This is a genomic window from Domibacillus robiginosus, from assembly GCF_000966195.1.
GTDB lineage: Bacteria > Bacillota > Bacilli > Bacillales > Domibacillaceae > Domibacillus > Domibacillus robiginosus.
Map to the genome: position 1 here is coordinate 14368 of NZ_LAHL01000013.1, position 25007 is coordinate 39374.

General features: G+C 43.8%; 20 protein-coding genes. 7 read left to right on the forward strand and 13 right to left on the reverse strand.

What is annotated here, in order from left to right:
- Window positions 1-285: 285 nt before the first annotated feature.
- From rlmD to cax, 5 genes are all read right to left on the reverse strand, one after another.
- The gene (gene rlmD, locus VP97_RS10365) at window positions 286-1662 is read right to left on the reverse strand and encodes a 23S rRNA (uracil(1939)-C(5))-methyltransferase RlmD (protein ID WP_050181719.1); all 1377 of its coding nucleotides are present in this window, start codon (window positions 1660-1662) and stop codon (window positions 286-288) included.
- A 58-nt stretch (window positions 1663-1720) separates the two neighbouring features.
- Window positions 1721-2473: a delta-lactam-biosynthetic de-N-acetylase gene (gene pdaA, locus VP97_RS10370; protein WP_050181720.1), complete on the reverse strand. Its 753-nt coding sequence runs from the start codon at window positions 2471-2473 to the stop codon at window positions 1721-1723.
- A 99-nt stretch (window positions 2474-2572) separates the two neighbouring features.
- On the reverse strand, window positions 2573-4117 hold the full coding sequence (locus VP97_RS10375; protein ID WP_050181721.1) for a fumarate hydratase: 1545 nt from the start codon (window positions 4115-4117) through the stop codon (window positions 2573-2575).
- Between the two features lie 175 nt (window positions 4118-4292).
- The gene (locus tag VP97_RS10380) at window positions 4293-4472 is read right to left on the reverse strand and encodes an SE1561 family protein (RefSeq protein WP_050181722.1); all 180 of its coding nucleotides are present in this window, start codon (window positions 4470-4472) and stop codon (window positions 4293-4295) included.
- Between the two features lie 21 nt (window positions 4473-4493).
- Window positions 4494-5546, reverse strand: a complete 1053-nt coding sequence (gene cax / locus VP97_RS10385; protein ID WP_050181723.1) for a calcium/proton exchanger — start codon at window positions 5544-5546, stop codon at window positions 4494-4496.
- 335 nt (window positions 5547-5881) lie between these two features.
- Between cax and VP97_RS10390 the strand changes: the two genes are divergently transcribed.
- Window positions 5882-7789: a heavy metal translocating P-type ATPase gene (locus VP97_RS10390; protein WP_050181724.1), complete on the forward strand. Its 1908-nt coding sequence runs from the start codon at window positions 5882-5884 to the stop codon at window positions 7787-7789.
- A 35-nt stretch (window positions 7790-7824) separates the two neighbouring features.
- On the opposite strand, the gene VP97_RS10395 is transcribed toward VP97_RS10390, so the two are convergent.
- Both VP97_RS10395 and VP97_RS10400 read right to left on the reverse strand, forming a co-directional pair.
- Window positions 7825-8670 carry a YihY/virulence factor BrkB family protein gene (locus VP97_RS10395; RefSeq protein WP_050181725.1) on the reverse strand — a complete coding sequence of 282 codons (846 nt, stop codon included), beginning with the start codon at window positions 8668-8670 and terminating at the stop codon, window positions 7825-7827.
- A gap of 15 nt (window positions 8671-8685) precedes the next feature.
- Window positions 8686-9039, reverse strand: coding sequence for a hypothetical protein (locus VP97_RS10400; RefSeq protein ID WP_050181726.1), 354 nt, complete (start codon window positions 9037-9039; stop codon window positions 8686-8688).
- A gap of 189 nt (window positions 9040-9228) precedes the next feature.
- Between VP97_RS10400 and VP97_RS10405 the strand changes: the two genes are divergently transcribed.
- Both VP97_RS10405 and VP97_RS10410 read left to right on the forward strand, forming a co-directional pair.
- Complete coding sequence (locus VP97_RS10405) at window positions 9229-10578, forward strand: alanine/glycine:cation symporter family protein (RefSeq protein WP_050181727.1); 1350 nt, start codon at window positions 9229-9231, stop codon at window positions 10576-10578.
- A 71-nt stretch (window positions 10579-10649) separates the two neighbouring features.
- Window positions 10650-10871, forward strand: coding sequence for a DUF1128 domain-containing protein (locus VP97_RS10410; RefSeq protein WP_050181970.1), 222 nt, complete (start codon window positions 10650-10652; stop codon window positions 10869-10871).
- Window positions 10872-10905: 34 nt separating this feature from the next.
- Here the strand turns inward: VP97_RS10410 and VP97_RS10415 are convergent, their stop codons facing one another.
- The 4 genes from VP97_RS10415 to motA all read right to left on the reverse strand — a co-directional run bounded on the left by VP97_RS10415 (window position 10906) and on the right by motA (window position 14613).
- Window positions 10906-12315, reverse strand: coding sequence for a methyl-accepting chemotaxis protein (locus VP97_RS10415; RefSeq protein WP_050181728.1), 1410 nt, complete (start codon window positions 12313-12315; stop codon window positions 10906-10908).
- A gap of 122 nt (window positions 12316-12437) precedes the next feature.
- Window positions 12438-12956 (reverse strand): type 1 glutamine amidotransferase domain-containing protein, encoded by a 519-nt coding sequence (locus VP97_RS10420; RefSeq protein WP_050181729.1) that lies wholly within the window; start codon window positions 12954-12956, stop codon window positions 12438-12440.
- A 105-nt stretch (window positions 12957-13061) separates the two neighbouring features.
- Window positions 13062-13823, reverse strand: a complete 762-nt coding sequence (gene motB, locus VP97_RS10425; protein ID WP_050181730.1) for a flagellar motor protein MotB — start codon at window positions 13821-13823, stop codon at window positions 13062-13064.
- On the reverse strand, window positions 13810-14613 hold the full coding sequence (gene motA / locus VP97_RS10430; protein WP_050181731.1) for a flagellar motor stator protein MotA: 804 nt from the start codon (window positions 14611-14613) through the stop codon (window positions 13810-13812). The genes motB and motA overlap by 14 nt, the downstream gene beginning before the upstream one ends.
- Window positions 14614-14815: 202 nt before the next feature.
- On the opposite strand from motA, the gene VP97_RS10435 reads away from it, so the two are divergent.
- Complete coding sequence (locus tag VP97_RS10435; protein WP_050181732.1) at window positions 14816-16183, forward strand: putative bifunctional diguanylate cyclase/phosphodiesterase; 1368 nt, start codon at window positions 14816-14818, stop codon at window positions 16181-16183.
- Window positions 16184-16227: 44 nt separating this feature from the next.
- Here VP97_RS10435 and hmpA read toward each other — a convergent pair whose 3' ends face one another.
- A complete protein-coding gene (gene hmpA, locus VP97_RS10440) occupies window positions 16228-17427 on the reverse strand; it encodes an NO-inducible flavohemoprotein (protein WP_050181733.1) in 1200 nt (399 codons plus the stop codon).
- A 166-nt stretch (window positions 17428-17593) separates the two neighbouring features.
- Between hmpA and VP97_RS10445 the strand changes: the two genes are divergently transcribed.
- Both VP97_RS10445 and VP97_RS10450 read left to right on the forward strand, forming a co-directional pair.
- Window positions 17594-18040 (forward strand): RrF2 family transcriptional regulator, encoded by a 447-nt coding sequence (locus VP97_RS10445; protein ID WP_050181734.1) that lies wholly within the window; start codon window positions 17594-17596, stop codon window positions 18038-18040.
- A gap of 54 nt (window positions 18041-18094) precedes the next feature.
- Window positions 18095-19324, forward strand: coding sequence for an aminopeptidase (locus VP97_RS10450; protein WP_050181735.1), 1230 nt, complete (start codon window positions 18095-18097; stop codon window positions 19322-19324).
- Window positions 19325-19361: 37 nt separating this feature from the next.
- On the opposite strand, the gene gltC is transcribed toward VP97_RS10450, so the two are convergent.
- Window positions 19362-20267 carry a glutamate biosynthesis transcriptional regulator GltC gene (gltC, locus tag VP97_RS10455; RefSeq protein ID WP_050181971.1) on the reverse strand — a complete coding sequence of 302 codons (906 nt, stop codon included), beginning with the start codon at window positions 20265-20267 and terminating at the stop codon, window positions 19362-19364.
- Between the two features lie 132 nt (window positions 20268-20399).
- On the opposite strand from gltC, the gene gltB reads away from it, so the two are divergent.
- Entirely contained in the window at window positions 20400-24992 is a 4593-nt protein-coding gene (gene gltB, locus VP97_RS10460) for a glutamate synthase large subunit (protein ID WP_050181736.1), read from the forward strand.
- Window positions 24993-25007: the final 15 nt, after the last annotated feature.

Genomic DNA, 25007 nt, shown 5'->3' on the forward strand with positions numbered 1-25007 from the left:
ACGTATTTTGTTTCGTGCTTGAAAATATAGACAAAGTTAGAAAGCAGGCTGATTGAAAACGTTTGGCTTTCAAGGAACGCGGCCGGCTGGGAAGCGGAGTGACCTTTTGTGGGTCATGAGCATTCACAGCTGGCAAGTGACGCCGAAAGCGAGCGTTTATCAACAGACTGAAGCACGAAACGTATGTTGTTTCGTGCTTTCCTCTCTTACATAAACTGTTCATTCCAGCTTATATAACCATGCGTTTTTCCAAATAAACCGCTGTAAAAACCAACAGACTGCTGATCATGATTTCGTTTTTGCAACAAGCTTCACTACTGTCTCTACCTGAGCCGTCTGCGGAAACATATCGACCGGCTGAATGCTTTCAATTTTATAAACAGAGGCAAGCTCTGTTAAATCTTTTGCCAGTGTAGACGGGTTGCAGGATACGTAAACAAATACAGACGGCTTGATTTGCTTAATCGTTCGAATCAGTTTCGGATCCAGTCCTGTCCGCGGAGGATCGGTCACAAGCACATCCGGCAGCCAGCCTTTTTCCTTCCAGATTGGCAGCCATTTTTCTGCAGCACCGACTTCATATGTTGCTTTAACACCGTACTTTTCGGCATTGGCACGTGCATCTTTAATCGATGCTGCGATTGTATCCATTCCACGCACTTCTGCCGCGTTCTTTCCGATCCAGAGACCGATTGTGCCCGAACCGCAGTAAGCATCTGCGACTTTATCTGCCGGCTGCACATTAGCAGCTCTTTTCACTTCATCGTACAATTTTTTCGTCTGCACCGGGTTTAACTGAAAAAAAGCACGTGCAGACAATTCATATTCAAATTCGCCCAGCTCTTCTGAAATCGTGTCTTTTCCTGCGATTGTTTTGGAAACATCCCCCATAACAAGATGGGTGTTACCCGGATTTACATTGTGTACAACCGATTTTACACGCGGCTTCTGTGCCATCAGCTGCCGGGCAAGCTCCGCTGCTTTCGGGAATGCTTTATCTCCTGTTACGATAACAGCTTGTACTTCCCCTGTCTCGAAGCCATACCGAACCACAATCGTTTTAACACCCTGCTTGTTTTTGGTGCTATATACCGGAATGGACAGCTTATTCATTAATTTTCTGGCAAGACGGATTGTTTCATCGATCACCTTGTGCTGAACAATACACTCTTCAATATTTACAAGCTGGTTTGAATTGGTGCTGTACAAGCCGGCGATCATTTTTCCTTTTTGTATACCTGTTTGAAACTGGGCTTTGTTTCGATAACGCCAGGGATCGTCCATGCCGATCGTATCCCCGATTGGCAGCTTATCTATATTAAAAGAGGTATAGCGCTCAAGCGCCTGGATAACCAGCTCTTTTTTCTCCCGCAGCTGCCCTTCATAACTAAGGTGCTGCAGCTGGCAGCCGCCGCATTCTTCATAAATATCGCACGGCGGGGTTACACGGTCCGATGAAGGCTTGCGCAATTTTTTAACAACTGCTTCTGTAAACTTTGGCATCACCTTTACTGCTTCTGCTGTAATCTCTTCTCCCGGAAGCGCTCCTGGAACAAAAACAGCTTTGCGTTTAAAATAACCGACGCCCTCTCCGTTAATCCCTAATCGTTTTATTGTAAGCGGGAACGTTTGTCCCGGTTTCATGTCAATCCCATTATTCATTTCGTCACCTCACGTTTAACTGTATCACAGAACCCTGCCAATCAAAAGAAGCCGGGCGTTAAGCACCGGCAAACTGGTCAAGTGACTTGAATGTATAGCCTTTCTTTTTTAAATCACGAATAACATCTGGCAATGCCTCTGCATTATCCTTGGATACGCTGTGCAGCATAATAACTGCACCTGGGTGCATCTGCTTCATGATTTCATCATATGCATGCTGTTTCCCCTTCGGCTGATCTGCGTACCAGTCCACATAAGCCAGTGACCACATTACGTGTGTGTAGCCCGCTTTTTGCGCAGTTTTCAGTACATTTTCCGAAAAAATGCCGCGTGGAGGCCGTACATACTTTGTTTTCTTCTGTCCTGTCAGCTTGGCTACTTTTTTCTCAACCGACTTAAATTCCTCCACCACTGTACTGCTTGGTACCGTTGTTAAGTCATAATGATGCCATGAGTGGTTGCCAATGATGTGTCCTTCTTTCACCATCCGCTTAAGCAAATCAGGCGCACTATCCACATAGTGGCCGGTTACGAAAAAAGCAGCTGGTACCTTTTCTTTTTTAAGCGTGTTTAAAATACTTTTTGTGTGGCCATTTTCATATCCGTTATCAAATGTTAAATAAACAACTTTTTTCTTTGGGCTTCCCTTATAAAAAGAATCGTATTTCGCAAGCATGTCATCGAGCTGAGCGCCTGCTTCCGCGGGGCGGCCGTCCGACGATTTTTGAAATCCCCAGTGAACGGCTTCTGACGACACCGCAATAACGGGCAGCATAAAAAGAAAAACGACAAACATAATAAATTGTCTCATCTTAGCACCATCCTTTTAAAAATAAGATGTGCCGGATAAGAACTATTCATCCGTGGAAAGATATTTCAAACAAAAAAACCGGCACAGGGCCGGCTTTTCTTAAGCAAAAACAGGTTCTTTAAATTTCGCTAATTTTTCAAGAGATGATTTATCTACTTCTTCATGCAGGCTGTTTCCGTGTGAATCCATTGTTACAACAGCTGTGAATCCTTCTACACGCAGATGCCACATAGCTTCTGGAATACCGAACTGCATTAAATCGACGCCTTCTACCCCTTTAATGCAATCAGCGTAATACTGCGCGGCACCACCAATCGCATTTAAATAAACGCCTCCGTGCTCACCAAGCGCCTGAAGTGTTTTTGGCCCCATGCCACCTTTTCCGATAACGGCGCGAATACCAAAACGCTTCATAATATCCCCCTGATACGGTTCCTCGCGAATAGACGTTGTTGGACCGGCTGCTTTCACGTGCCACTGTCCGTCTTCATCCTTAAGCATGACCGGGCCGCAGTGATAAATCACCTGGCCGTTCAAATCAACCGGCGCACTGTCAGCAGTGCTTAAATGTTTATGGATCGCATCACGGCCTGTATACATCATTCCATTAATTTGAACGACGTCGCCGACTTTCAACTCACGAATTTGTTCTTCAGTAATCGGCGCCTCCAGTGTGACAACCCGGCTTTCTGATTTTACTTCCTGCTCTTCAGGCTGTGCTGAATCAAATGATACATCGGCTCCGTCCTGGTAGAACCATTCCTTGATTTCACCTGTTTCCGCATTCACCGCTACCCCTAAACGGCGATACGCCCAGCAGTTGTAAGCAACAGAAACGAAGAAGCTGGCCGGCAGCCGGTTCATTACACCAATTTTACAGCCAAGCAGCGTTGTTTCGCCGCCGAAGCCCATTGTACCAATACCAAGCTCATTGGCATGCTTTAATACATACTCCTCAAGCTTGCGCAGCTCTTCATTTTCATTTACATCGTCTACGCCGCGGAACAGCTGTGCTTTTGCTAAATCGTATCCAGATGAACGATCCCCGCCAATCCCAACACCGATAAAGCCGGCCGAACAGCCCTGTCCCTGTGCCTGATAAACAGAATGCATAATGCATTTTCGAATACCGTCCAAATCACGCCCGGCTTTGCCAAGCCCTTCAAGTTCACATGGAAGGCTGTACTGAATATTTTTATTTTCACAGCCGCCTCCTTTTAAAATAAGGCGCGCGTCAATGTAGTCCTCTTCCCATTGTTCAAATTTAATAACTGGCGTTCCCGGACCAAGGTTGTTGCCGCTGTTTGAACCATCCAGTGAATCAACGGAATTCGGACGAAGCTTTCCGTCCTTTGTTGCCTGTTCAATCGCTGTATAAATAGCTTTTTGAATATGTATTTGGTTGGCGCCGACCGGTGTTTTCACTTTAAATGTCGGCATTCCCGTGTCCTGGCAGATAGGTGAAATATTATCGTCCGCCATCTTAATATTTGTTGTAATCGTGTCAAGACTCATCGCCGCCCTTGTACCGGCGTTTTCAAGCTCTTTTGCCCGCTTTACAGCCCGGCGTACATCTTTTGGAAGGTTCGTTGATGTTTCGACAATTAACGTATACATGCTTTGCTGAAATGTTTCTAAATTCATTATGCAGTTCCCCCTCAGGATTTTCCTTATGTACAAAACTGATGCTGCCATTCCTATTATACGCCTGCGGCAAAAGGTTTAAAAGAAAAAATCGCAAACGGTTTCAGAGAGATGTAATTTAAACCGTGTTGTACCAATAAAAAAGACGACCCTTTTGTAAGGATCGTCTTTTTTATCAGCCGCGCCCGCGAAACTGTTCACATTTTAATTCGATATCATCAATCATTTCAATTAAACGGTCGATATCTTCCACTTCTGTTTCTTCCGGATCAATTGAATCCAGTACCTCCATAAAGATGTTCAACCGTTCTTTTAAGTAAACAACCTGCTTTTCTTTATCGTGAATTGGTTTCAAGTCTGCTCTCCCTTTCTTTCCTTACAGCAAGTAAAAGCCAATGCCCATGATGAAGTATGCGGCGAGAAGTGTCAACCCTTCAAACCAGTTTGTTTCCCCATCGTTAGAAATGCTGATCGCTAAAAACACGGCGGTAATCATGGAGACAAGCTCCGGCACGGTGAAAACAAGCGGCATTGGAGTTGGAAAAAGAAGCGACACAAGCACAAGCACCGGTGCCACAAACATGGCCACTTGAAGCGTTGAGCCAATCGCAATTTCAACGGCTACATCCATCTTGTTTTTCATAGCCATCAAAATAGCAGACGCGTGTTCGGCTGCGTTCCCGACAATGGCAACGATGATGACCCCGATAAACAATTCAGACCAGCCAAACTGTTCTCCAACCGATTCAAAGGTATGAACCAGCCCTTCAGCTACATAGGCGACTGCAGCCGTTGCTGCAAGTAAAATAATAATCGCTTTTTTCTTTCCCCATTCTGGTACTTCTTCATGATGTGACTCATTGTTCTCAGTAGCATATACGCCGCGGTGGGTGACAAGCTTGAAGAACAATCCAGCTAAATAAATAGCAATCATCACGATCGAAATCCCTACACTTAAATTCAATGTTTTGGCTTCAGTCATTGAAAGAGAAAAAATTTCCGGAATCACAAAAGCCACTATAACGGCAAAAATAAGCAGTGCTGAATTATGGCGCGCGTCATATACACTGAATGTCTGGCGCTTATATTTTAAACCACCCATAAAAAAGGAAAGTCCTCCTACAAGAAGCAGATTTCCAAGAACGGAACCGGTTAATGATGCAAGAACAACGCCGATCAGTCCTGCTTTCAAAGCAAAAATAGAAATAATAAGTTCAACGGCATTGCCAAATGTTGCATTTAAAAGCCCGCCTACACGTGGTCCAACAACAATAGCCAGGCTCTCAGTCGCTCTTCCCATATAGCTGGACAGTGCAATCACCGTTGCACTGCAAATAACAAACATGACCACACTCGGCCAGTGTAAAAGTGACCCTGCAACTGCCAGCGGTAAACCCGCAGCAATCATAACAGCAAACACTTTTCCCATAATCCCACACTCCAATACGTCAAAATAAACCACTTAATACTTAGTCATCATACCCGCTCTTTCCGCTCCTTAACACAACAGCCTGAATTATTTTCCCTCTTTTCTAACCGAAAATTCGCTTTAATTCTTTTGCACAAAACATTTCCTTCAATCAGCCGCTTTTATTGGCTCTTGCATCTTTTGTTAATTATGTTATGATACTTATACATTATAATTATTATAAAATAAAAATTAATTTATTCTAATTGAAATCCCTTATCATTAAAGGTTTTGGTAATGATAATCATCATCAACAGGATGATCTTTATTCTCAATTAGATAAGGAGGAGGATTTAATGACTACATATATTGAGAATCAGCCGACAGCAAAAAAATGGTTCGGAGAGCTTACCCAGCATATGGAATTAATTGCTGCCCTGTTCAGCGGCCTGCTTATTTTAGCAGGATGGCTACTGGACCGAAGCGGCGCTGATACTGTTTCCGTTGTTTTTTACCTGTCCGCTTTTCTGATCGGCGGGTATGCAAAAGCAAAAGAAGGCATAGAAGCTACCATTGAAGACCGGGAATTAAACGTAGAAATGCTGATGATTTTGGCCGCAGCTGGTTCAGCCGCAATCGGCTATTGGACAGAAGGTGCTATTTTAATTTTTATTTTTGCAGTAAGCGGGGCTCTTGAAACGTACACAATGAATAAAAGCCAGCGGGAAATTTCCGCGCTTATGGAGATCCAGCCGGATACCGCTCTTGTTGTTCGGGATGGATTTGAGGAGCATATTCATGTTTCCGAATTAAGACGGGGTGACATCATTGTTGTAAAGCCGGGTGAACGTATGCCGGCAGATGGCCGCATTTCAAAGGGCTATACCACTATTGATGAAGCTGCTATTACCGGTGAATCCATGCCTGTTTCAAAAGAAGCGGGAGAGGATGTATTTGCCGGAACCGTTAATATGACTGGATCTGTTTACGTTGAGGTGACAAAAAAAGCAGATGAAACATTGTTCCAAAAAATTATCGATCTGGTACAGTCAGCCCAAAGTGAAAAATCACCTTCCCAGCAATTTATTGAACGGTTTGAGGGTATGTATGTTAAAGTAGTGCTTGCCGTTGTAGCACTTATGATGTTTCTGCCGCACTACTTGCTCGGCTGGAGCTGGACAGAAACATTTTACCGGGCAATGGTTCTCCTTGTGGTAGCATCCCCTTGTGCTCTGGTAGCCTCTATTATGCCGGCTACACTGTCAGCTATCTCTACAGGCGCTCGTCACGGCATTCTGTTTAAGGGCGGGGCTCACCTTGAAAATTTAAGTCATATAAAAGCTATTGCTTTTGATAAAACCGGTACACTAACACGCGGTAAACCCGAGGTAACGAATGTGATTGTTCGTGAGGATATTACGCGTGCAGAACTGCTTGAAGCGGCTGCTTCCATTGAAAGCCGTTCGAATCACCCTCTTGCCCACGCCGTTGTACGTTATGTAACACAGGAAAACATCTTCTTCACTCCTTCCGAGCAAGTTGAAGATACGGCAGGCTGGGGCGTAACAGGAACAGTCGGTGCTAAGAAATGGAAAATTGGAAAAGCCGACTTTGTAGGAGGAGAAAAAGCCGCTGCTTTTGCAGAAGGCGCCTCTCTTCAATTTGCGGAAGAGGGTAAAACAACCATTTACGTTGCAGATGAAAAAGGTATTGCTGGCCTTATTGCCCTGCAGGATATTATCCGCGAAGAAACAAAACAAGCGCTTAAAACGTTGCAGGAACAAGGCATTTTCACTGTGATGCTGACCGGCGACAGCGAAAAAACAGCACAGGCAATAGCCGCCGAGGCCTCTCTTGATGCCTATATTGCCGAGTGTCTTCCAGCGCATAAAGTAGACCAAATTAAAAAACTGCTCGAAACATATGGCACAGTTGCAATGGTTGGTGACGGCATCAACGACGCGCCCGCTCTGGCTTCGGCTTCTGTTGGCATTGCCATGGGTGAGGGGTCAGATGTGGCTCTTGAAACAGCGGATATTGTTTTAATGAAAAACGACCTTCCTAAAATTGCGGATGCCATTAAGCTGTCTAACAAAATGCAAAAAATTGTGAAACAGAATATTGTCTTTTCCATTTCCGTTATTATTCTCTTAATCATTTCGAACTTTTTTCAAGTGCTTGATTTGCCATTTGGCGTGATTGGCCACGAAGGAAGCACTATCCTCGTTATTTTAAATGGATTGAGATTACTAAAACAAAGTTAAAAGAACCCTGCTTGAGGAATCTCAAGCAGGGTTTTTTATACGGCTCCACGTTTTTGATCGTTCCGAAGGGCGTTGATTTCACCGCCGGCAAGAATAATCATGGCCGACAAGTAAAGCCAGATCATTAAAATGATGACGCCCCCGATACTTCCATAAGTAGCTGAATAATTACCGAAGTTATTCACATAAAATGAAAAACCGAGCGAAACGATAATCCAGCCTATCGTAGCAAAAATCGCTCCGGGCAGTACAGTCACATACTTGACCTTTAAATTTGGTGCCAGGTAATATAAGCCGGCAAACACTAAAAACAAAACAACCGGCGGAAGCAGGAAACGAATCCATGTCCACAGGACTAAAAACTCATCGCCCATACCGAAGAACTCAAATGCCAATTCACCAATCTGAGCACCAAATACTTGCAGAATCAGCATAACGGCAATTACAAAAATGAAAGCGAAAGTTAATAAAATGGATAGCCCACGTGCAACATAAAAAGCTCTTGTTTCTTTTACGTCATACGCGTGGTTCAACCCTTTGATAACCGCGTTCATCGCATTAGACGCTGACCAGATAGTCCCTAAAATACCGACAGATAATAAGCCGCCGTTTTGATTAGACGTTACTTCCTGCAATGTGTCCTGTACGAGACTTAACGAATCAGAAGGTGCAAAATCTTTGATTACGTTAAATACTTCGTTTGGGTCAATGGGCAGGTATCCAAGCAGCGTTACCATAAAGATCAGCAATGGAAACAGCGCCAGCAGGAAAAAGTAAGCCATTTGCGCAGCGACACCCGGTACATCGGACGCTTTAATACGTCTGAGCAGATGTTTAATAAAAATTCGAAATGCTGATTTTTTGTCTGTTTGATCGGCCAATAGAACTCTCCTCCGTTATAACGACGGGTTGGTTGCGCTCGGTGATGAGGCGGCTGGACCTTGCTCTTCCGGTACAAAAGTAGATTTTGTTTCTTCCACAAGATCTTTTACCTCTGGCGTCAGCTCTTTTAAATCATCTACTTTGCCTTTAATAAAAGAAACGTCTTCATTAATTTTCTGTGCCGTTTCCGTCGCGCGGTCGATCAGCTCGCGTGATGAATTGGTCAGCTGTTCTGGATCTTTCGCCAGTGCAATCACATAGCTTGCCCAGGAAGACATTTCCTGGCGTGTTCTGCTGTCTAATAGTGCAATAGCTCCTCCGATTGCAGCACCAGCTGCTACGCTAACAAAAAATTTACTTTTACCCATTGAATGATCATCCTTTCTTTATCTCAGTACGGTATATTATTCGGCTTACCAGGCCGATTTACCTTTTCAGATGTTCAAGCTTTTCCCTTAATAAAATAGATTAAAACGCATATTCATAAAAAATAAATCCGTTTTTTCCGCAAATCTACACTTACATGACGCTACTAGAATGAGAAATGGAGGACTAAAATGGGACAAGATCGACTTTTAGCTGTATTCAGCAGCATCAGTTCATTTATATGGGGACTGCCTCTGTTAATTTTAATCACCCTTACCGGCATTTTCCTTACACTACGCATTGGCTTTCTGCAAATCCGGCTGCTTCCCTATTCCCTTAAGCTCGCTTTTAGTAAAAGTCAGGATACCCATTCAGAAGGCGACATTTCTCATTTTCAGGCTTTAATGACCGCTCTTGCGGCTACGATTGGAACTGGCAACATTGTCGGAGTAGCCAGCGCGATCTTAATAGGCGGTCCCGGTGCTCTTTTTTGGATGTGGGTCAGTGCTTTTTTCGGAATGGCTACTAAATATGCAGAAGCGGTGCTGGCTGTTAAATACCGGGTTCAGGACGAAGATGGTGAGATGTCAGGAGGCCCCATGTACTACCTTGAACATGGCCTTCGCCAAAAATGGCTGGGTACTTTGTTTGCTGCTTTCGGTGCTGTGGCCGCTTTCGGCATTGGCAACCTTGTTCAGGCAAACTCGGTGTCAGGAGTAGTCCGGTCTGTTTTCCACATACCGAATTGGGGAACCGGCATTTTATTGACTCTTTTTACCGGACTGGTTCTTCTTGGCGGAATTCAAAGCATCGGCCGGGTTACGGCTTTTTTCATTCCGCTTATGGCTGTTTTTTATGTACTTGCTGGTTTGATCGTTTTGGTAATGAATGCAGCAGAAGTTCCATCAGCACTTGCTCTGATTGTTAGGGATGCCTTTACAGGAGATGCAGCTGCAGGAGGGGCTCTCGGCACGGTTATACGTTATGGTGTGGCGCGGGGTGTTTTCTCGAATGAAGCGGGATTGGGCTCTGCCTCTATCGCCGCTGCTGCTGCTAAAACCGATTTGCCCGCCCGTCAGGCGCTTGTATCCATGACACAAGTATTCATTGATACGATTGTCATTTGTTCTATTACCGGGTTGACGATTGTTTTGGCAGGCCAGTACAATAAGGGGCTTCATGGCAGCGAACTCACGACCGCTTCATTTAATGTGTTTCTCGGGCCTGCCGGCTCATACGTAGTAGCAGTCGGCCTGCTGTTTTTTGCTTCCGCAACGATTGTAGGCTGGTCCTATTACGGCGAAAAATGCTGTTCCTATTTATTCAGCAAAAAAATTATTCCTTATTATCGTACTGCTTTTGTGCTTGCCGTATTTGTTGGAACTATAGCAAGTCTGGACATTGTCTGGACGTTTGCCGATATCATGAATGGTTTAATGGCTCTACCTAACTTGATTGGTGTTCTTGCTCTGTCCGGTGTTGTGGTTTCAGAAACTCGGATTATTCGGAAGAAAATACGCGAGGAAAAGGATATTGTTTAATTTCATTTCCTTTATTGACAAGCCTGCAGAAACGTGGAATGATGGTTAAAAATGAAAAAGGTGACAGCGTCTTGGATTTAAACAAAAAATCAGCAGAAAATATTCAATACATGGTTGATGAAATTACAACAAAGCTGCGAATGGTAAATACGGGTGCGATCAGCCCTGAGCATTTCAGCACCTCTTCGTATGACGATTTAAAAGATATCTATGACCTGGTCCTCCGCAAACAGTCGTTTAGCCCAAGTGAAATGCAAGCAATTGCTGAAGAGCTTGGAAACTTGCGCAAATAATAAAACACCTGCTGCCTGGGCAGCAGGTGTTTTATTATTCTTTTTTCTCTTTTTGCTCCTTGCTTTCGTCGGACTGAAATTGTTTGATGGATTCTCCAAGTTCATTGGAATGTTCATCCAGCTGCGCTGCGATCAATGAAATTGCTTCTACAGAATGATTGGTCTGCTGCACACTTGCGGCAGCTTCTTCAATTCCAGCAGCTGATTCCTGGGAAACAGCCGCAATGTTAGAAATAGATTGATTCACTTTCACTGTGTGATCCATAATGACATATAAAGAATCTGAAATAGACGCAATATTTGTACTTACCTGGCTAATGCGCTCTTTCATAGCCGTGAATTTATCACCCGTGCTGGTAACCTGGCTTGTCCCTTCCGCGAGGAGCTTGTAGCCGTTTTCAAGCGTGACAACTGCCTGTGCAGATTCCTGCTGAACACTGGCGATAATCGAATTGATGCCGCTAATAGACTGGGCTACCTGCTCAGCAAGCTTCCTCACTTCGTCCGCTACAATCGCAAATCCTCGGCCGTGTTCACCTGCCCGTGCGGCTTCGATCGCTGCATTTAAGGCAAGCAGATTTGTTTGTTCCGCTACTTGGCGGATAATGCTGACAAGCTCTGTAATATCTTTCATCCGGGCATCAAGCCCTTTTACTTTTTGAAGTGCATCGGTCATGTTACTGTAGATTGTATTCATTTGATCAACCGACTGCCGCATTTCCTGTTCTCCTTCATCTGTCAAGGAAACCATATCGGATGCTCCCTGCTTAACATCCTCACCACCCATTGCTGCCATAGAAATGTCTTCCATAAACTTTCCGAACATGTCTGTTAAAGTGGCAGCAGAACGCGCCTGCTCCTCTGCTCCTGCAGACATTTGCTCCATCATAGCCGCGATCTGGCTTGTTTCCTGCTGTACCCGGCCTGATTGCTCATGCAGGATCGCACTTTCATCTTCTACCTTTTTGGACACCTGTTTGATCTGCAGAAAAACTGAGCCAATCTGATTATTCATTTCGTTAATGGACATTACAAGCTGACCGACCTCATCATTTGATGATACTTGAAGCGGCTCCCCATGAATACGACCGGACACCATTTCCCTCATTCGTTGAGATGCCTCCCTTAAAGGATGGATAATAGCTCGAATGCTGCTTAATGCCAAAATCACGCCGATTAGAAGAGCCGAAATTCCTAAAATCAAGCTGATAGCCATAGATCGCTGTCCGAAGGCGACAACGCTTTCGCTTTCTGCGGCTATTTGCTTTAAGCTTTCGGATGAAACCTCTCCCTCTTCAAGCAGCGGCGGCAGCGTTTCAGAAAGGAGGTTTTCTGTGTTTTTATTCAAGCTTGAAATGGATATAAAGTTTACAGCCGAGATGATAAGCGCCAGTATGATGATAAAACCAAAACCCATTAAAAGCTTTGCGCGCAAGCTTTTCATTTTTGTCACCCCTCTTGAAGATAAGTAAAATAGAATAGTCCTTATAACCTATTATACATTTTCCAATTCGAAAATCCGACATTTTTTACAAAAAAAAAAGCCGCCTAAGCGACTTTTCGTTTTTATAATGATAAAACTTTTAATGATTCACGATTAAATGCCGGGATATCATCTGGCTGACGGCTTGTTACCAGCTGGTTTTGGCAGACAACCACTTCTTTGTCATGCAGGTTGGCACCGGCATATTCCATATCTACCTGAATGGATTTATACCCTGTTGCATCTCGACCTTCGAGCGACTTTGCTGTAATAAGTAGCTGTGGTCCATGGCAAATAGCAAAAACCGGTTTTTTTGCATCCATAAATTCTTTTGTGAATTGAACAAAGCGGTCATCGGCACGCAGCTGGTCTGGTGAAAAACCTCCCGGCAGCAGCAGGGCATCAAATTGGTCTGAATTTACTTCGTCGATTCCTTTATCAATCGAAACCGTTGCTTCGCCCTGTTTTCCTTTCACTGTTTTGCCTGCTTCTTTTTCAATCGTTACCAGTTCATGTCCAGCTTCCTGGAATGCTTTAGCAGGCTCTGTGTATTCTACATCCTCAAACATATCTGTAATTAATACGGCAACTTTTTTACTCATTACGTGCTCCTTTCTTGTTACAATGGTTCAATTTGTCTACGGTTAAGGTTTACCCTGGAGATTTTACTTTAAACACAAAAAACAGAAAGAGGCTTCCTCTTTCTGTTAATTTGCTGAAGAATGTATGGATTGCTCTGTTTCTCCCTGCGGTAAAATTAAAATTTCTACCCGGCGGTTTTGCGCACGCCCCTCGGCCGTGTCATTCGAGACAATTGGTTGATATTCTCCGTACCCTTTGGCACTGAACAAGCGCGGATCAAGCTGATTATTTTTTAGAATTTCTTTCATAAAATTAACGGCCCGCATGGCGCTTAACTCCCAGTTAGAGTCAAACTGGGCGGTTTTAATTGGCATATTATCTGTATGACCGCTGATAATAATACTCCGTGGCGTATCCATCACAAGCAGCTTGGAAATATCATGTGCGCTTGCTAGCTGATCCGGCTCGATTTCAGCTTTACCGGAACTAAATAAAACATTGTCTCGAATACGAAGCAGCAGCCCTTCTCCACTAAGTGTCGTTTCTACTTTGTTCTCCAAATTGTTTTCTTTAATATACATGGTCATTTTTTTCTGCATTTCTTCTAATTCTTCTTTATCGGCGGCTTTTAAATTGTTTTCCTGCTCTTCAGTTTCAGACATTGATGGATCCGAAACAGGACTTGGAAAATCAAGTACGCCGCTTCCCCCTTCAAGCTCATTATTAAAAGCGGAGGCAATCGCTTGAAACTTTTGGGCGTCAATCGAGCTGCTTGCAAACAAAACGATAAAGAGGGCGAGAAGAAGTGTTAATAAATCGGCGTAGGGGATCAGCCATGACTCATCTACATGGTCTTCGTGTTTTTTATGCCGCTTACGCTTGGCCATCTCCCTGTCCTCCTCCATCAGCATTTAATAGTTTTTTCTTTTCATCTGCAGGCAGATAAGAAGCAAGCTTTTGTTCAAGAACGCGTGGCGCTTCCCCTTCCAATATGGAAAGAATGCCTTCAATCATCATTTCCTTTGTTTTTGCTTCAAGGGACGATTTTCGTTTTAGCTTATTAGCAAACGGATGCCATAGCACATACCCGGTAAAAATACCGAGTAGCGTCGCCACAAAAGCAGCGGAAATCGCATGACCCAGCGCTTCCGTGTCACTCATGTTTCCAAGAGCTGCAATCAAGCCGACAACCGCTCCAAGCACACCGAGTGTCGGTGCGTACGTTCCAGCTTGTGTAAAAATAGCGGCACCTGCTGTATGGCGGTCCTCCATCGCGGCAATTTCCTCACTTAATACATCACGAATGTAATCGGCGCTTTGCCCATCTACTGCAAGGCTCATGCCATTTTTTAAAAATTCGTCTTCAATATCATTCATTTTTGTTTCTAACGACAGCAAACCTTCTTTACGGGCAAGCTCAGCCCAGCCAGTAAACAAGCTGATGACTTCCTGCGGCGTCATTCTTTTTTGATCTTTAAATAAAATACCGAACAGCTTTGGCACTTTTTTTAGCTCAGAACCTGGAAAAGCGATCGTTACTGCGGCCACTGTTCCAAGAACGATAATTAACCATGCAGCCGGGTTAAGCAAAACCACAGGACTAACTCCTTTGGCGACCATCCCTACTCCAACCGCAATAATCGCCAAAATAATTCCAACTAGTGATGTTTTATCCAAAATACATTAGCTCCTTACTCCATAGACTTTTATCTTTATATCGGCAGGTTCAGCCATATTTTACACGTTTCGACAAAGAAAAAGAATGGCGGAACTGTTACATTTTGATTATTTATCGCGATAAACTTAATAAAACTTTAGCACTAGCTTTACATCTTTTTGATAAAATGAATGTAATCTTATATAGACGAGGTTTTCACCTATGAAGCTATTAGTATATCTTCTTTTATTTTTTTTAATTATTTTGACCATCTTGTTCCTTCGTCAGCGAAAAAAACGGGCTTCTTACTGGAATCGGACGGATTTGTTAACAAATCTTCCAAACCGCCGCAGCCTTGAGCAATTCATAGAAGCTCGAACTACACCACTTAACCTGCCTATTGCGGTTGTCGTTATCGATTTTGACAATTTCAACTGGATCAACGAAAAATACGGTTACGAAAGCGGCGACAGCGTGCTAGTTGAATTTTCACAGCGCCTTGCTTTTTCCGCGCCCAATCACAGTCTGGCTGCACGAATTGAAGGAAACAAATTTGCGCTGGCCATACCCGGCACATACAGCCGGAAAGAAATTCAAATGATGCTTGCTGAGCAATTTCAGTCGCTTCAAAGTCCATTTTATATTTTCGGCGCACCCGTCCATCTTACTTTTTCAGCCGGCGTAGCCCTGGCACCTGAAGATGGAAAAAGCGGACATACGCTGCTGCTTCATGCTGAGCGGGCCCTTCGTCACGTAAAACATCACGGAAAAAACAACCTGCTTTTGTACAATACATCATTTCAGCGTCATGACCTTGAACGCCAGCTGGCCATGACCTTTCAAAGCGCTCTTCAAAACGGAGAGTTCTTTCTGTGTTATCAGCCTAAATTGGATGTTCGCAGCGGAACAGTCGATTCTGTTGAAGCGTTGGTCCGCTGGAACAGTCCCATTCATGGCAGTATTTCACCTTCCCTATTTGTACCAATTGCCGAAAAAAACGGGTTTATTTTTGACTTAACAAGATGGATTTTGAATGAGGCATGCCGCCAGATGAAACAGTGGTCGGAAAGAGATCATTCTTTCCAAAAAGTCGCTGTGAACATATCCGCTCCTCTATTTTTATCAGACCGTCTGCCGGAAATGATTCGTGACATTCTTCAGGAGCATCAGCTGGAGGCCCGGTTTCTCGAATTAGAAATTACGGAAACAGCCGTTATGACCGACTTTCAGAATGCCTGCCGCATTATCAGCCTGCTGAAAAAAGAAGGGATTACGATTTCACTTGATGACTTTGGCACTGGCGTTTCATCGTTGACATATTTAAAAAACCTTCCGATTGATACATTAAAAATAGATAAATCCTTTATTAATGAAATTCATACTTCATTTGAAGACAAAGCACTTGTTGAAATGATTATTCAGCTGGCCAATTTGTTCGGATTATCGGTTGTCGCGGAAGGAGTAGAAAAACAAGAGCAGCTCAATGTACTGAAAAAATTGGGCTGTGACTTCATTCAAGGCTACCTGGTCAGCCGACCCGAGCTTCCCGATGTGCTTGAAGTGTATTATAAAAAGCAAAGATTCGGCTAACAAAAAAATCCGCCGCCTCCATTTTGGAAGCCGCGGTTTTTTTATTATGCCTGCAAGGCCATTGCCGGCCCAAAAAATTCATACTTTACATTTTGTTCGTTAAAGCCAAGCTCTGTTAAATATTTAACAATCGCCTGCATAAACGGTACAGGTCCGCATACGTAACAAATACTGTTTGAATCAATAACGTCCTTCAGGAAGCTTTTGTTGATATAACCTGTTACATCACATAGATCTGATTCACTTTTTGTTTCTTCATAAGCCACATACATTTTTCCGTTCGGAAGCTGGCTTATTTTTTCTGCTGCCTCTTTTTCAAAAGCTCTTGCTTCTTTGTTTCGCGCTGCTTGAATAAAAACTGTTTTCCGCTCCGGCTCATTTTGTACAATCGAGCCAAGCATGGCCATCATTGGTGTTACACCGACTCCGCCTGCAATAAGCGCTACCGGCTGTGTGCCTTGTTCCAAATAAAAATCACCGGCTGGCGCACTTACTTCTAATGTATCTCCTTCTTGAAGCTGGTCATGAAGGTAAACAGATACTTTTCCTTCTGGATTATGATCTGCTTCCCGCTTCACAGAAATACGGAAGGAGTCGGATCCAGGTGCTTGTGACAAGCTGTACTGGCGGTTCACTAAAAATTCTTCACCAGGAATCGATGTACGAATCGTAATATACTGACCTGGTAAATAAGCAGGTACAGGCTCGCCATCTTTTGCTTTTAAATAGAAGGAAGTGATCAATGAGCTTTCCTTTACTTTTCTCTCAATAATAAACCCTTTAAAATCTTTCCAGCCATTTTGCTGCTGCTCTGCTTGAGCATACATTTCTTTTTCTACATCAATAAATACTTGAGCAATTACACCGTATGCTTCTGCCCATGCGTTAATGATGTCATCTGTTGCCGCTTCACCGAGCACGCCTTTAATAGCCTTTAGTAAGTACTCTCCTACAATTGGATAATGCTCCGCCTTGATTGCAAGGCTGCGGTGTTTATGAGCAATTTGCTTAACAGCCGGAAGCAGCACTTCCAGCTGGTCAATGTACTTGGCTGCTGCATAAACCGTGTTTGCCAGGGCTGTTTGCTGCCGCCCTTTAGATTGATTTGCATGGTTAAAAATATTGAGCAGTTCGGGATGAGCTTCAAACATTGTTCTATAGAAATAAGTTGTGATTTCAACACCATGTGTTTCTAAGATAGGAGCAGTTGATTTTACAATATCGATTGTTTTTTGTGATAGCACAATAATTCCCCCTGGATCTTTTTAAAAGATGCATTTTTAATACATCTTATTTATACGCCACCTTTTCTCCAAAAACAATATATAGAATATATGTTTAAAAAAATGTTCACAATTGCACAAATTTCTAGTCACATGCCATAATAGCTGTATAGGACAGGTGAAAAAAATGAAACTAACTCTTTATACAGACTACTCGCTTCGCATGCTTGTTTTTTTAGGGGCAAAAGCTGAAGGTGAATTATCCAATATAAAGGAAATTGCAGATGCATATAATATTTCAAAAAACCATTTAATGAAGGTTACGCACGAACTCGGCAAGCTTGGTTACATTGAAACCATTCGAGGACGAAATGGCGGTATTCGGCTGGCAAAAAACCCTTCTGATATTAATATCGGTGAAGTTGTCCGGAAAACCGAGGATGATTTTCACATTGTTGAATGCTTTGTTGATCCCGGCCGCTGCTCAATCACTCCGATTTGCGGGCTACGCCACGTATTCGCCGAAGCACTGCAGGCGTTTCTTGCTGTACTGGATCGTTATACGTTAAATGATTTTCTGGCAGACAAGGATATGCTTCGCATCTTTTTGGAATCCGATTCTTCCATTATGTAAAGAGCCGCCTTTTTTGATACACTGGCTATATTACATAAGTAAAGGAGAATATCGATGAAAACTTTCGAAGAACAGCTCCAAAATTACGCACAGCTTGCAGTTACAACGGGTGTTAATATTCAGTCCGGTCAAACGCTTGTTGTACGTGCGGCTATTGATTCAGCCCTGCTGGTTCGCCTGATCGTTGAAAAAGCATACCAGGCAGGCGCCAAGCATGTATACGTAGACTGGAGTGACGACGCTGTTTCCAGATTAAAGTATACGCTTGCACCGGAAGAAGCCTTTCACGAGTTTCCAGCGTGGAACAAGCAAATGATGGAATCACTTGCAGATGAAGGCGCTGCTTTTATGTCGATTGTTTCATCGGGGCCGGATTTGTTAAAAGGCGTAGATGGAAAACGGATTGCTGCTTATCAAAAAGCAGCTGGGACAGCGATGAAAAAGTACCGTGAATACATCCAGTCTGACAAAGTAAGCTGGACAGTGATCGCAGCGCCATCACAGGATTGGGCAGATAAAGTATTTGAAAATCTTCCAGAAGCGGAACGGGTACCGGCTCTTTGGGACGCCATTTTCAAAGCGGTCCGAGCAGATCATGCAGACCCTGTTCAAGCCTGGAAAGAGCATGATGCCCGTTTGATCGAGAAGGTTGCTGTGTTAAACAAGCAGCATTTTAAAACGCTCCACTACACAGCGCCGGGTACAGATTTAACAATTGATCTTCCGGATACGCATCTCTGGGTAGGTGCAGGCAGCACGAATGAACAGGGACACAGCTTTATGGCGAATATGCCGACCGAGGAAGTATTCACTGTTCCTCTTAAAACGGGGGTCAACGGATACGTTAAGGCAACGAAGCCGCTCAGCTACGCTGGAAATATTATTGACGGCTTTACTGTTACATTTGAGAACGGACGTATTGTAGACGTTTCTGCTGAGCAGGGTGAAGAAGTACTGAAGCAGCTTGTCGACACAGATGAAGGCTCCCACTACCTGGGAGAAGTGGCACTAGTTCCACATGATTCTCCTATTTCAAATGCAGGCATCCTGTTTTTCAATACGCTTTTTGATGAAAATGCCTCTAATCACCTGGCTATTGGCAGCGCGTATGCATTTTGTATTGAAGGCGGCAAAGAAATGTCACAGGAAGAGCTGGATCAAAACGGCTTAAACACAAGTATCACTCACGTTGACTTTATGATTGGCTCCGCCGATATGAATATTGACGGCATTAAAAAAGATGGCACACGCGAAGCCATTTTCCGCAACGGCAACTGGGCATAATAACAGAAAAAGATCCCGACTTTTCTCGGGATCTTTTTTAAAAGCTAAATTCATTTAATCGGTTATAATACTTAATAAGAAATTCATAAAACATTTTTTCAGACGGCGGCAGCGCCCGAGATTTCGTCATGATAACCCCAACTGTCCGCGTAACGCGCGGCACACTGACTGGAATACTTACCGTGCCTACCGGGGTCTGATCGATTAATAATGTTTCTGGAAGCAGGCTGACACCAAGCCCGGCTTCTACTAACCCTTTAATCGTGTAAATATCCTCACTTTCAAACGCCACCGATGGTTCAAAGTTTACTTTTCTGCATGCATCAAGCACGAGTGTTCGCATATCATACCCGGTCCGGAACAGAACAAATTGGTCATCCATCAAGTCACGAAGATTAATGGATACCTGTTTGGCTAAACGATGATGAGTAGGAATAAGGGCTCTCATATGTTCAGAGAAAAAAACATGTGTATTAATTTCAGCAGTTGGTTCCGGAACGGGAGACACAAATGCAAGATCGATTTCTCCTTTTTCCACTCGGTCGCGCAATTCCCGATTTGACCCTTGTTTAAAGTCAAAGCCAACATCTGAATATTGATGTCGAAAAGCTGAAATCACCCTCGGTAACGTTTTCGTTGCGAGTGAATTTGGAAATCCGAGACGGATTTTCCCTGCTTCTGGATTTAAATAATCTTCAATCGCCTGGACTGCTTTATCCATCGCTTCCATTGCTATTAAAGCGTGATCGTAAAAAATACGTCCAGCATGGGTCAAGCGGACGCTGCGACCTTCCCGTAAAAACAGCTCAACACCCAGTTCATCTTCAAGCTTGGCAATTTGACGGCTGACCGCAGACTGCGCAACATGCAGATGAAAAGCAGCTTCTGTCATATGCTCTTGGCGCGCTACTTCCATGAAATATTTTAATTGCCTCATTTCCATTTTCATCCACACTCCAGACTTATATCATTTTGAGATCAATAACTGGTTAATAATATATTGATTGTATCATTTCTGAACTCTACAATAAATATAACAGAGAAAGATGATTTGAACGCGGAGGTGCACAACAACATGAATCTATACGGTTACCCAGAAAAACAGGGCTTATATGATCCAAAAAATGAACATGATGCGTGCGGCATCGGTTTTATTGCAAATATAAAAGGTCGTCCATCCCACAAAATTGTGCAGGATGGTATTCATATGCTTTGCCGCTTAGAACACCGCGGCGGAAACTTAAACGGAACAACAGGCGACGGTGCAGGCATTATGCTGCAAATCTGCGATGATTTTTTCCGTAAAGAGTGCGAAAATTTAAATATTATATTACCCGCTCCGTATGAGTATGCAGTGGGCATGTTTTTTCTGCCAAAAAACGAAAAAGAACGTGAACAAATTCAAGTAGAAACAGAATTAATTCTTCATGAAGAGGGATTAAAGCTGCTTGGCTGGCGTGATGTTCCGGTAAATCCGGAAGCAGCTGGACCAGAAGCACTTGTTATTGCACCATATGTGATGCAATTATTTGTCGAGAAAAGCAAAAAGCACGAAACAGAAAAAGATTTTGAACGTGCACTTTATATTATGAGAAAACGTATTGAAAACGAAATCGGAAATAATCCAGATGTAAAAGGCTCCTTCTACATTCCGAGCTTTTCAACACGTACGATTATTTATAAAGGAATGCTGACGCCTGAACAAATCGATCAATATTATATGGATCTTGCAAAAGAAGACTATCAATCTGCTTTTTCCCTTGTTCACTCGCGTTTTAGTACAAATACCTTCCCAAGCTGGGAACGTGCGCATCCGTACCGCTATTTGATTCACAATGGTGAAATCAACACAAATCGCGGGAATGTCAGCTGGATGCAGTCGCGTGAGCAAGCAGGTTATTCTAAACTGTTTGGGGATCAGTACAAAGACCTTCTGCCAATTATCGATACAAACGGCAGTGACTCGGCAATGCTTGATAACGCCATTGAATTTTTAACGCTGTCTGGACGCTCTCTTCCACATGCAGCGATGATGCTGATTCCGGAGCCATGGGACCGTGATCCACATATGGCTGACCCGAAACTGGCTTTTTATGAGTATCATAGCTGCTTGATGGAGCCATGGGACGGACCAACGTCTATTTCTTTCACAGATGGACGCAAAATCGGTACAATCCTTGACCGTAATGGCCTGCGCCCGGCTCGCTATTATGTAACAGATGATGATCATATCATCTACTCATCTGAAGTAGGAACAATTGAAGTAGATGAAAAGCGCATAGTGAAAAAAGAAACCGTTAGCGCCGGCGAAATGCTGCTTGTTGATTTAGAAGAAGGACGCATTGTATCCGATGAAGAAATCAAGCAGGAAATCACAACAGCTGAGCCTTACCGTGAATGGCTTGACAACAACCTGGTACACATTACAGACCTTGAAGAGGCATCTGATGTAAAAGAAGAAGCATTTAATGAAAAAGAAATGCTAAACCTTCACAAAGCATTTGGCTACACATTTGATGAACTAACAAAACAAATCGCGCCGATGGCTACTGAAAAAATTGATCCAATTGGCTCAATGGGTTACGACTCACCGCTTGCGGTTTTGTCTGAGCGTCCACAGCTTTTATACAACTACTTTAAACAGCTGTTTGCGCAAGTAACAAATCCTCCGATCGATGCGATTCGTGAAGACAATGTTGTGTCCATGATGACGCTTCTTGGAAACGAAGGAAACATTTTGGCCCCTTCTGCCGAAAACAGCCGTCGTATTCGTTTAGAAACACCAATTCTTGGTGAAAAAGAATGGAATAAAATTGCCCATAACCAAAGACCGGCATTCAAAACAGCTACCCTTTCTCTTTTATTTAGTACAAAAGAAAAAGAAGATTTAGCTGATACGATGACAGCATTGTATGAACAGGCAGACGCAGCAATTGAAAATGGCGCATCCATTCTTATTTTGTCGGATAGAGGCGTAACAAGTAAAAAAGCCGCAGTTCCTGCCCTTCTAGCTGTGAGCGGTATTCATCAGCATTTAATTAAAAAAGGAAGCCGTACAAATGTTAGTCTTGTACTTGACACAGCGGAAGCACGCGATGTGCATCAGTTCTGCTGCTTGATCGGCTATGGAGCAGATGCGATCTATCCATACCTGGCGATTGCTTCCCTTCGCGCAATGGTAGCAGACGGAACAATTCCTGGCATGACAACAGAAGAAGCAGAGAAAAACTATAGTTATGCAGCAACAAGCGGCATCATTAAAGTAATGGCGAAAATGGGTATTTCAACTGTTCAAAGTTACCGTGGTGCACAGATTTTTGAAGCAGTCGGTATTGGACACGATGTAATCGAAACATACTTTACAGGTACTACTACGGCGCTAAGCGGCATTACACTTGATGTTGTCCTTCAAGAAACACTTGCCCGCCATCATGAAGCATTCGGAAAAGGTGAATTCACAGATCCAACACTTGATTCAAGCGGTGAGTTCCAGTGGAGACGAACAGGTGAAAAGCATGCCTTTAACCCAAAAACGATCCACATGCTCCAGCATGCTTCACGCACAAATAACTACGAGCTTTACAAAGAATATTCATCGCTTATTAATGAGGAAAATATTATGTTCCTTCGCGGCTTACTGGACTTGGATTTCTCTGCCCGTCCATCGATTCCACTCGATGAGGTTGAGCCGCTTGAAAGCATCTTTAAACGCTTTAAATCTGGCGCGATGTCATATGGCTCCATCAGTAAAGAAGCGCATGAATCACTGGCTATTGCCCTGAACCGCCTCGGTGGCAAGAGCAACAGCGGTGAAGGCGGTGAGGATTCAAGTCGCTACACTCCAGATGCAAACGGAGACGTACGTTCAAGCGCAATCAAGCAGGTTGCATCCGGACGATTCGGCGTTACAAGCGAATATTTAAATACAGCAACAGAAATTCAAATTAAAATGGCACAAGGCGCGAAGCCGGGTGAAGGAGGCCACTTGCCTGGTAAAAAGGTATATCCGTGGATCGCAGAAACACGCGGTTCAACACCAGGTGTCGGCTTGATCTCTCCTCCTCCTCACCATGATATTTATTCAATTGAGGATCTGGCGCAGCTTGTTTACGACTTGAAAAATGCCAATCATAAAGCCCGTATCAATGTGAAGCTGGTGGCCAAAACAGGTGTCGGTACGATTGCAGCCGGTGTAGCAAAAGGTCTGGCAGACGTTATTCTTGTCAGCGGCTATGAAGGCGGCACAGGTGCTTCACCGAAAACAAGTATTAAGCATACCGGTCTTCCTTGGGAAATCGGCTTGGCTGAAACACACCAGACACTTTTAATGAACGGCCTGCGTGAAAAAGTAACGCTTGAAACAGACGGAAAACTTATGAACGGCCGTGACGTGGTCATTGCTGCCCTTCTTGGTGCCGAAGAATTTGGTTTTGCTACAGCTCCACTTGTAGTTCTTGGCTGTGTAATGATGCGCGTATGCCACATGGATACATGCCCAGTTGGGGTTGCAACACAAAACCCGGCACTGCGCGAAAAATTCATGGGTGATGCCGATCATGTCGTGAACTACTTGACGTTCGTGGGACGCGAAATCCGCGAATTGATGGCTGAGCTTGGCTTCCGTACAATTGATGAAATGATTGGCCAAAAACAAGTATTAAAGCCGCATGCAAGAAAAGATCAGCATCCGAAAGCAAAATATTTGGATCTGTTCCCTCTTCTATACATGACGCCGCTTAAACCGGGCCAAAAACAATATAAAACAACAGATCAAGATTACAAACTTGAGCGTACGATTGACCGTCGTCTCCTATTAGACGCTGTTCGTCCAGCTCTTGAGAACAAAGAAGCCGTTAATGCTGAATTTGATATCATCAATACTGATCGTGCGGCCGGTACAATTACTGGTTCGGCTATTACACTGGCACATGGTGCAGAAGGTCTTCCAGATAATACAGTGCAATTTACCTTTAATGGATCAGCTGGACAAAGCTTTGGTGCTTTCCTTCCAAAAGGTTTGACGTTTACAGTAAATGGAGACGCGAACGATTACTTCGGTAAAGGCCTTTCAGGCGGGCGCCTTGTTGTTCGTCCGCATAGTGATGCAAACCTTGTACCGCATGAACACGCTATTTGCGGAAACGTAAACTTATACGGTGCAACAAGCGGTGAAGCCTTTATTAATGGCCGTGCCGGAACACGTTTTGCGGTTCGTAACAGCGGTGCCGATATTGTCGTTGAAGGCGTAACAGATCACGGCTGTGAGTACATGACAGGCGGACGTGTTGTAATTCTTGGTCCAACTGGCCGCAACTTTGCAGCTGGTATGTCCGGTGGTATTGCTTACCTGTACGCGCCAGAGCATGATCGTGCCGAAAGCCTCGTCAATCGTGAAATGGTTCTGACAGAATCATTGGACGGCTTAGAGGAAGAAAACGAGTTAAAAACATTGATTACACGTCATCTACAATGGACAGGCAGTCCAATTGCCTCTTCCATTCTTGAAAATTGGGAAACGGAAAAGCATCACTTTATCCGCGTCATCCCATACGAATACAAAGAAATGATGAAATCCATTTCTTACTATGAGCAGCAAGGAATGAAAACGGCTGATGCGAAGTACGCCGCATTTACAGAGAAAAAAATGCCAGTCGTTGAGAACGCGTAAGAAAGGAGAATGAAT

Bases quoted from the DNA above. Each gene is read 5' to 3' on its own strand.
- VP97_RS10435 (WP_050181732.1), top strand. From the start codon at position 14,816: ATGAAGCTATTAGTATATCTTCTTTTATTTTTTTTAATTATTTTGACC.
- VP97_RS10405 (WP_050181727.1), top strand. From the start codon at position 9,229: ATGGGACAAGATCGACTTTTAGCTGTATTCAGCAGCATCAGTTCATTT.
- VP97_RS10375 (WP_050181721.1), bottom strand. From the start codon at position 4,117: ATGAATTTAGAAACATTTCAGCAAAGCATGTATACGTTAATTGTCGAA.
- VP97_RS10390 (WP_050181724.1), top strand. From the start codon at position 5,882: ATGACTACATATATTGAGAATCAGCCGACAGCAAAAAAATGGTTCGGA.
- motB (WP_050181730.1), bottom strand. From the start codon at position 13,823: ATGGCCAAGCGTAAGCGGCATAAAAAACACGAAGACCATGTAGATGAG.
- VP97_RS10420 (WP_050181729.1), bottom strand. From the start codon at position 12,956: ATGAGTAAAAAAGTTGCCGTATTAATTACAGATATGTTTGAGGATGTA.
- pdaA (WP_050181720.1), bottom strand. From the start codon at position 2,473: ATGAGACAATTTATTATGTTTGTCGTTTTTCTTTTTATGCTGCCCGTT.
- gltC (WP_050181971.1), bottom strand. From the start codon at position 20,267: ATGGAAATGAGGCAATTAAAATATTTCATGGAAGTAGCGCGCCAAGAG.
- cax (WP_050181723.1), bottom strand. From the start codon at position 5,546: ATGGGAAAAGTGTTTGCTGTTATGATTGCTGCGGGTTTACCGCTGGCA.
- VP97_RS10400 (WP_050181726.1), bottom strand. From the start codon at position 9,039: ATGGGTAAAAGTAAATTTTTTGTTAGCGTAGCAGCTGGTGCTGCAATC.
- rlmD (WP_050181719.1), bottom strand. From the start codon at position 1,662: ATGAATAATGGGATTGACATGAAACCGGGACAAACGTTCCCGCTTACA.
- VP97_RS10450 (WP_050181735.1), top strand. From the start codon at position 18,095: ATGAAAACTTTCGAAGAACAGCTCCAAAATTACGCACAGCTTGCAGTT.
- VP97_RS10415 (WP_050181728.1), bottom strand. From the start codon at position 12,315: ATGAAAAGCTTGCGCGCAAAGCTTTTAATGGGTTTTGGTTTTATCATC.
- gltB (WP_050181736.1), top strand. From the start codon at position 20,400: ATGAATCTATACGGTTACCCAGAAAAACAGGGCTTATATGATCCAAAA.
- VP97_RS10445 (WP_050181734.1), top strand. From the start codon at position 17,594: ATGAAACTAACTCTTTATACAGACTACTCGCTTCGCATGCTTGTTTTT.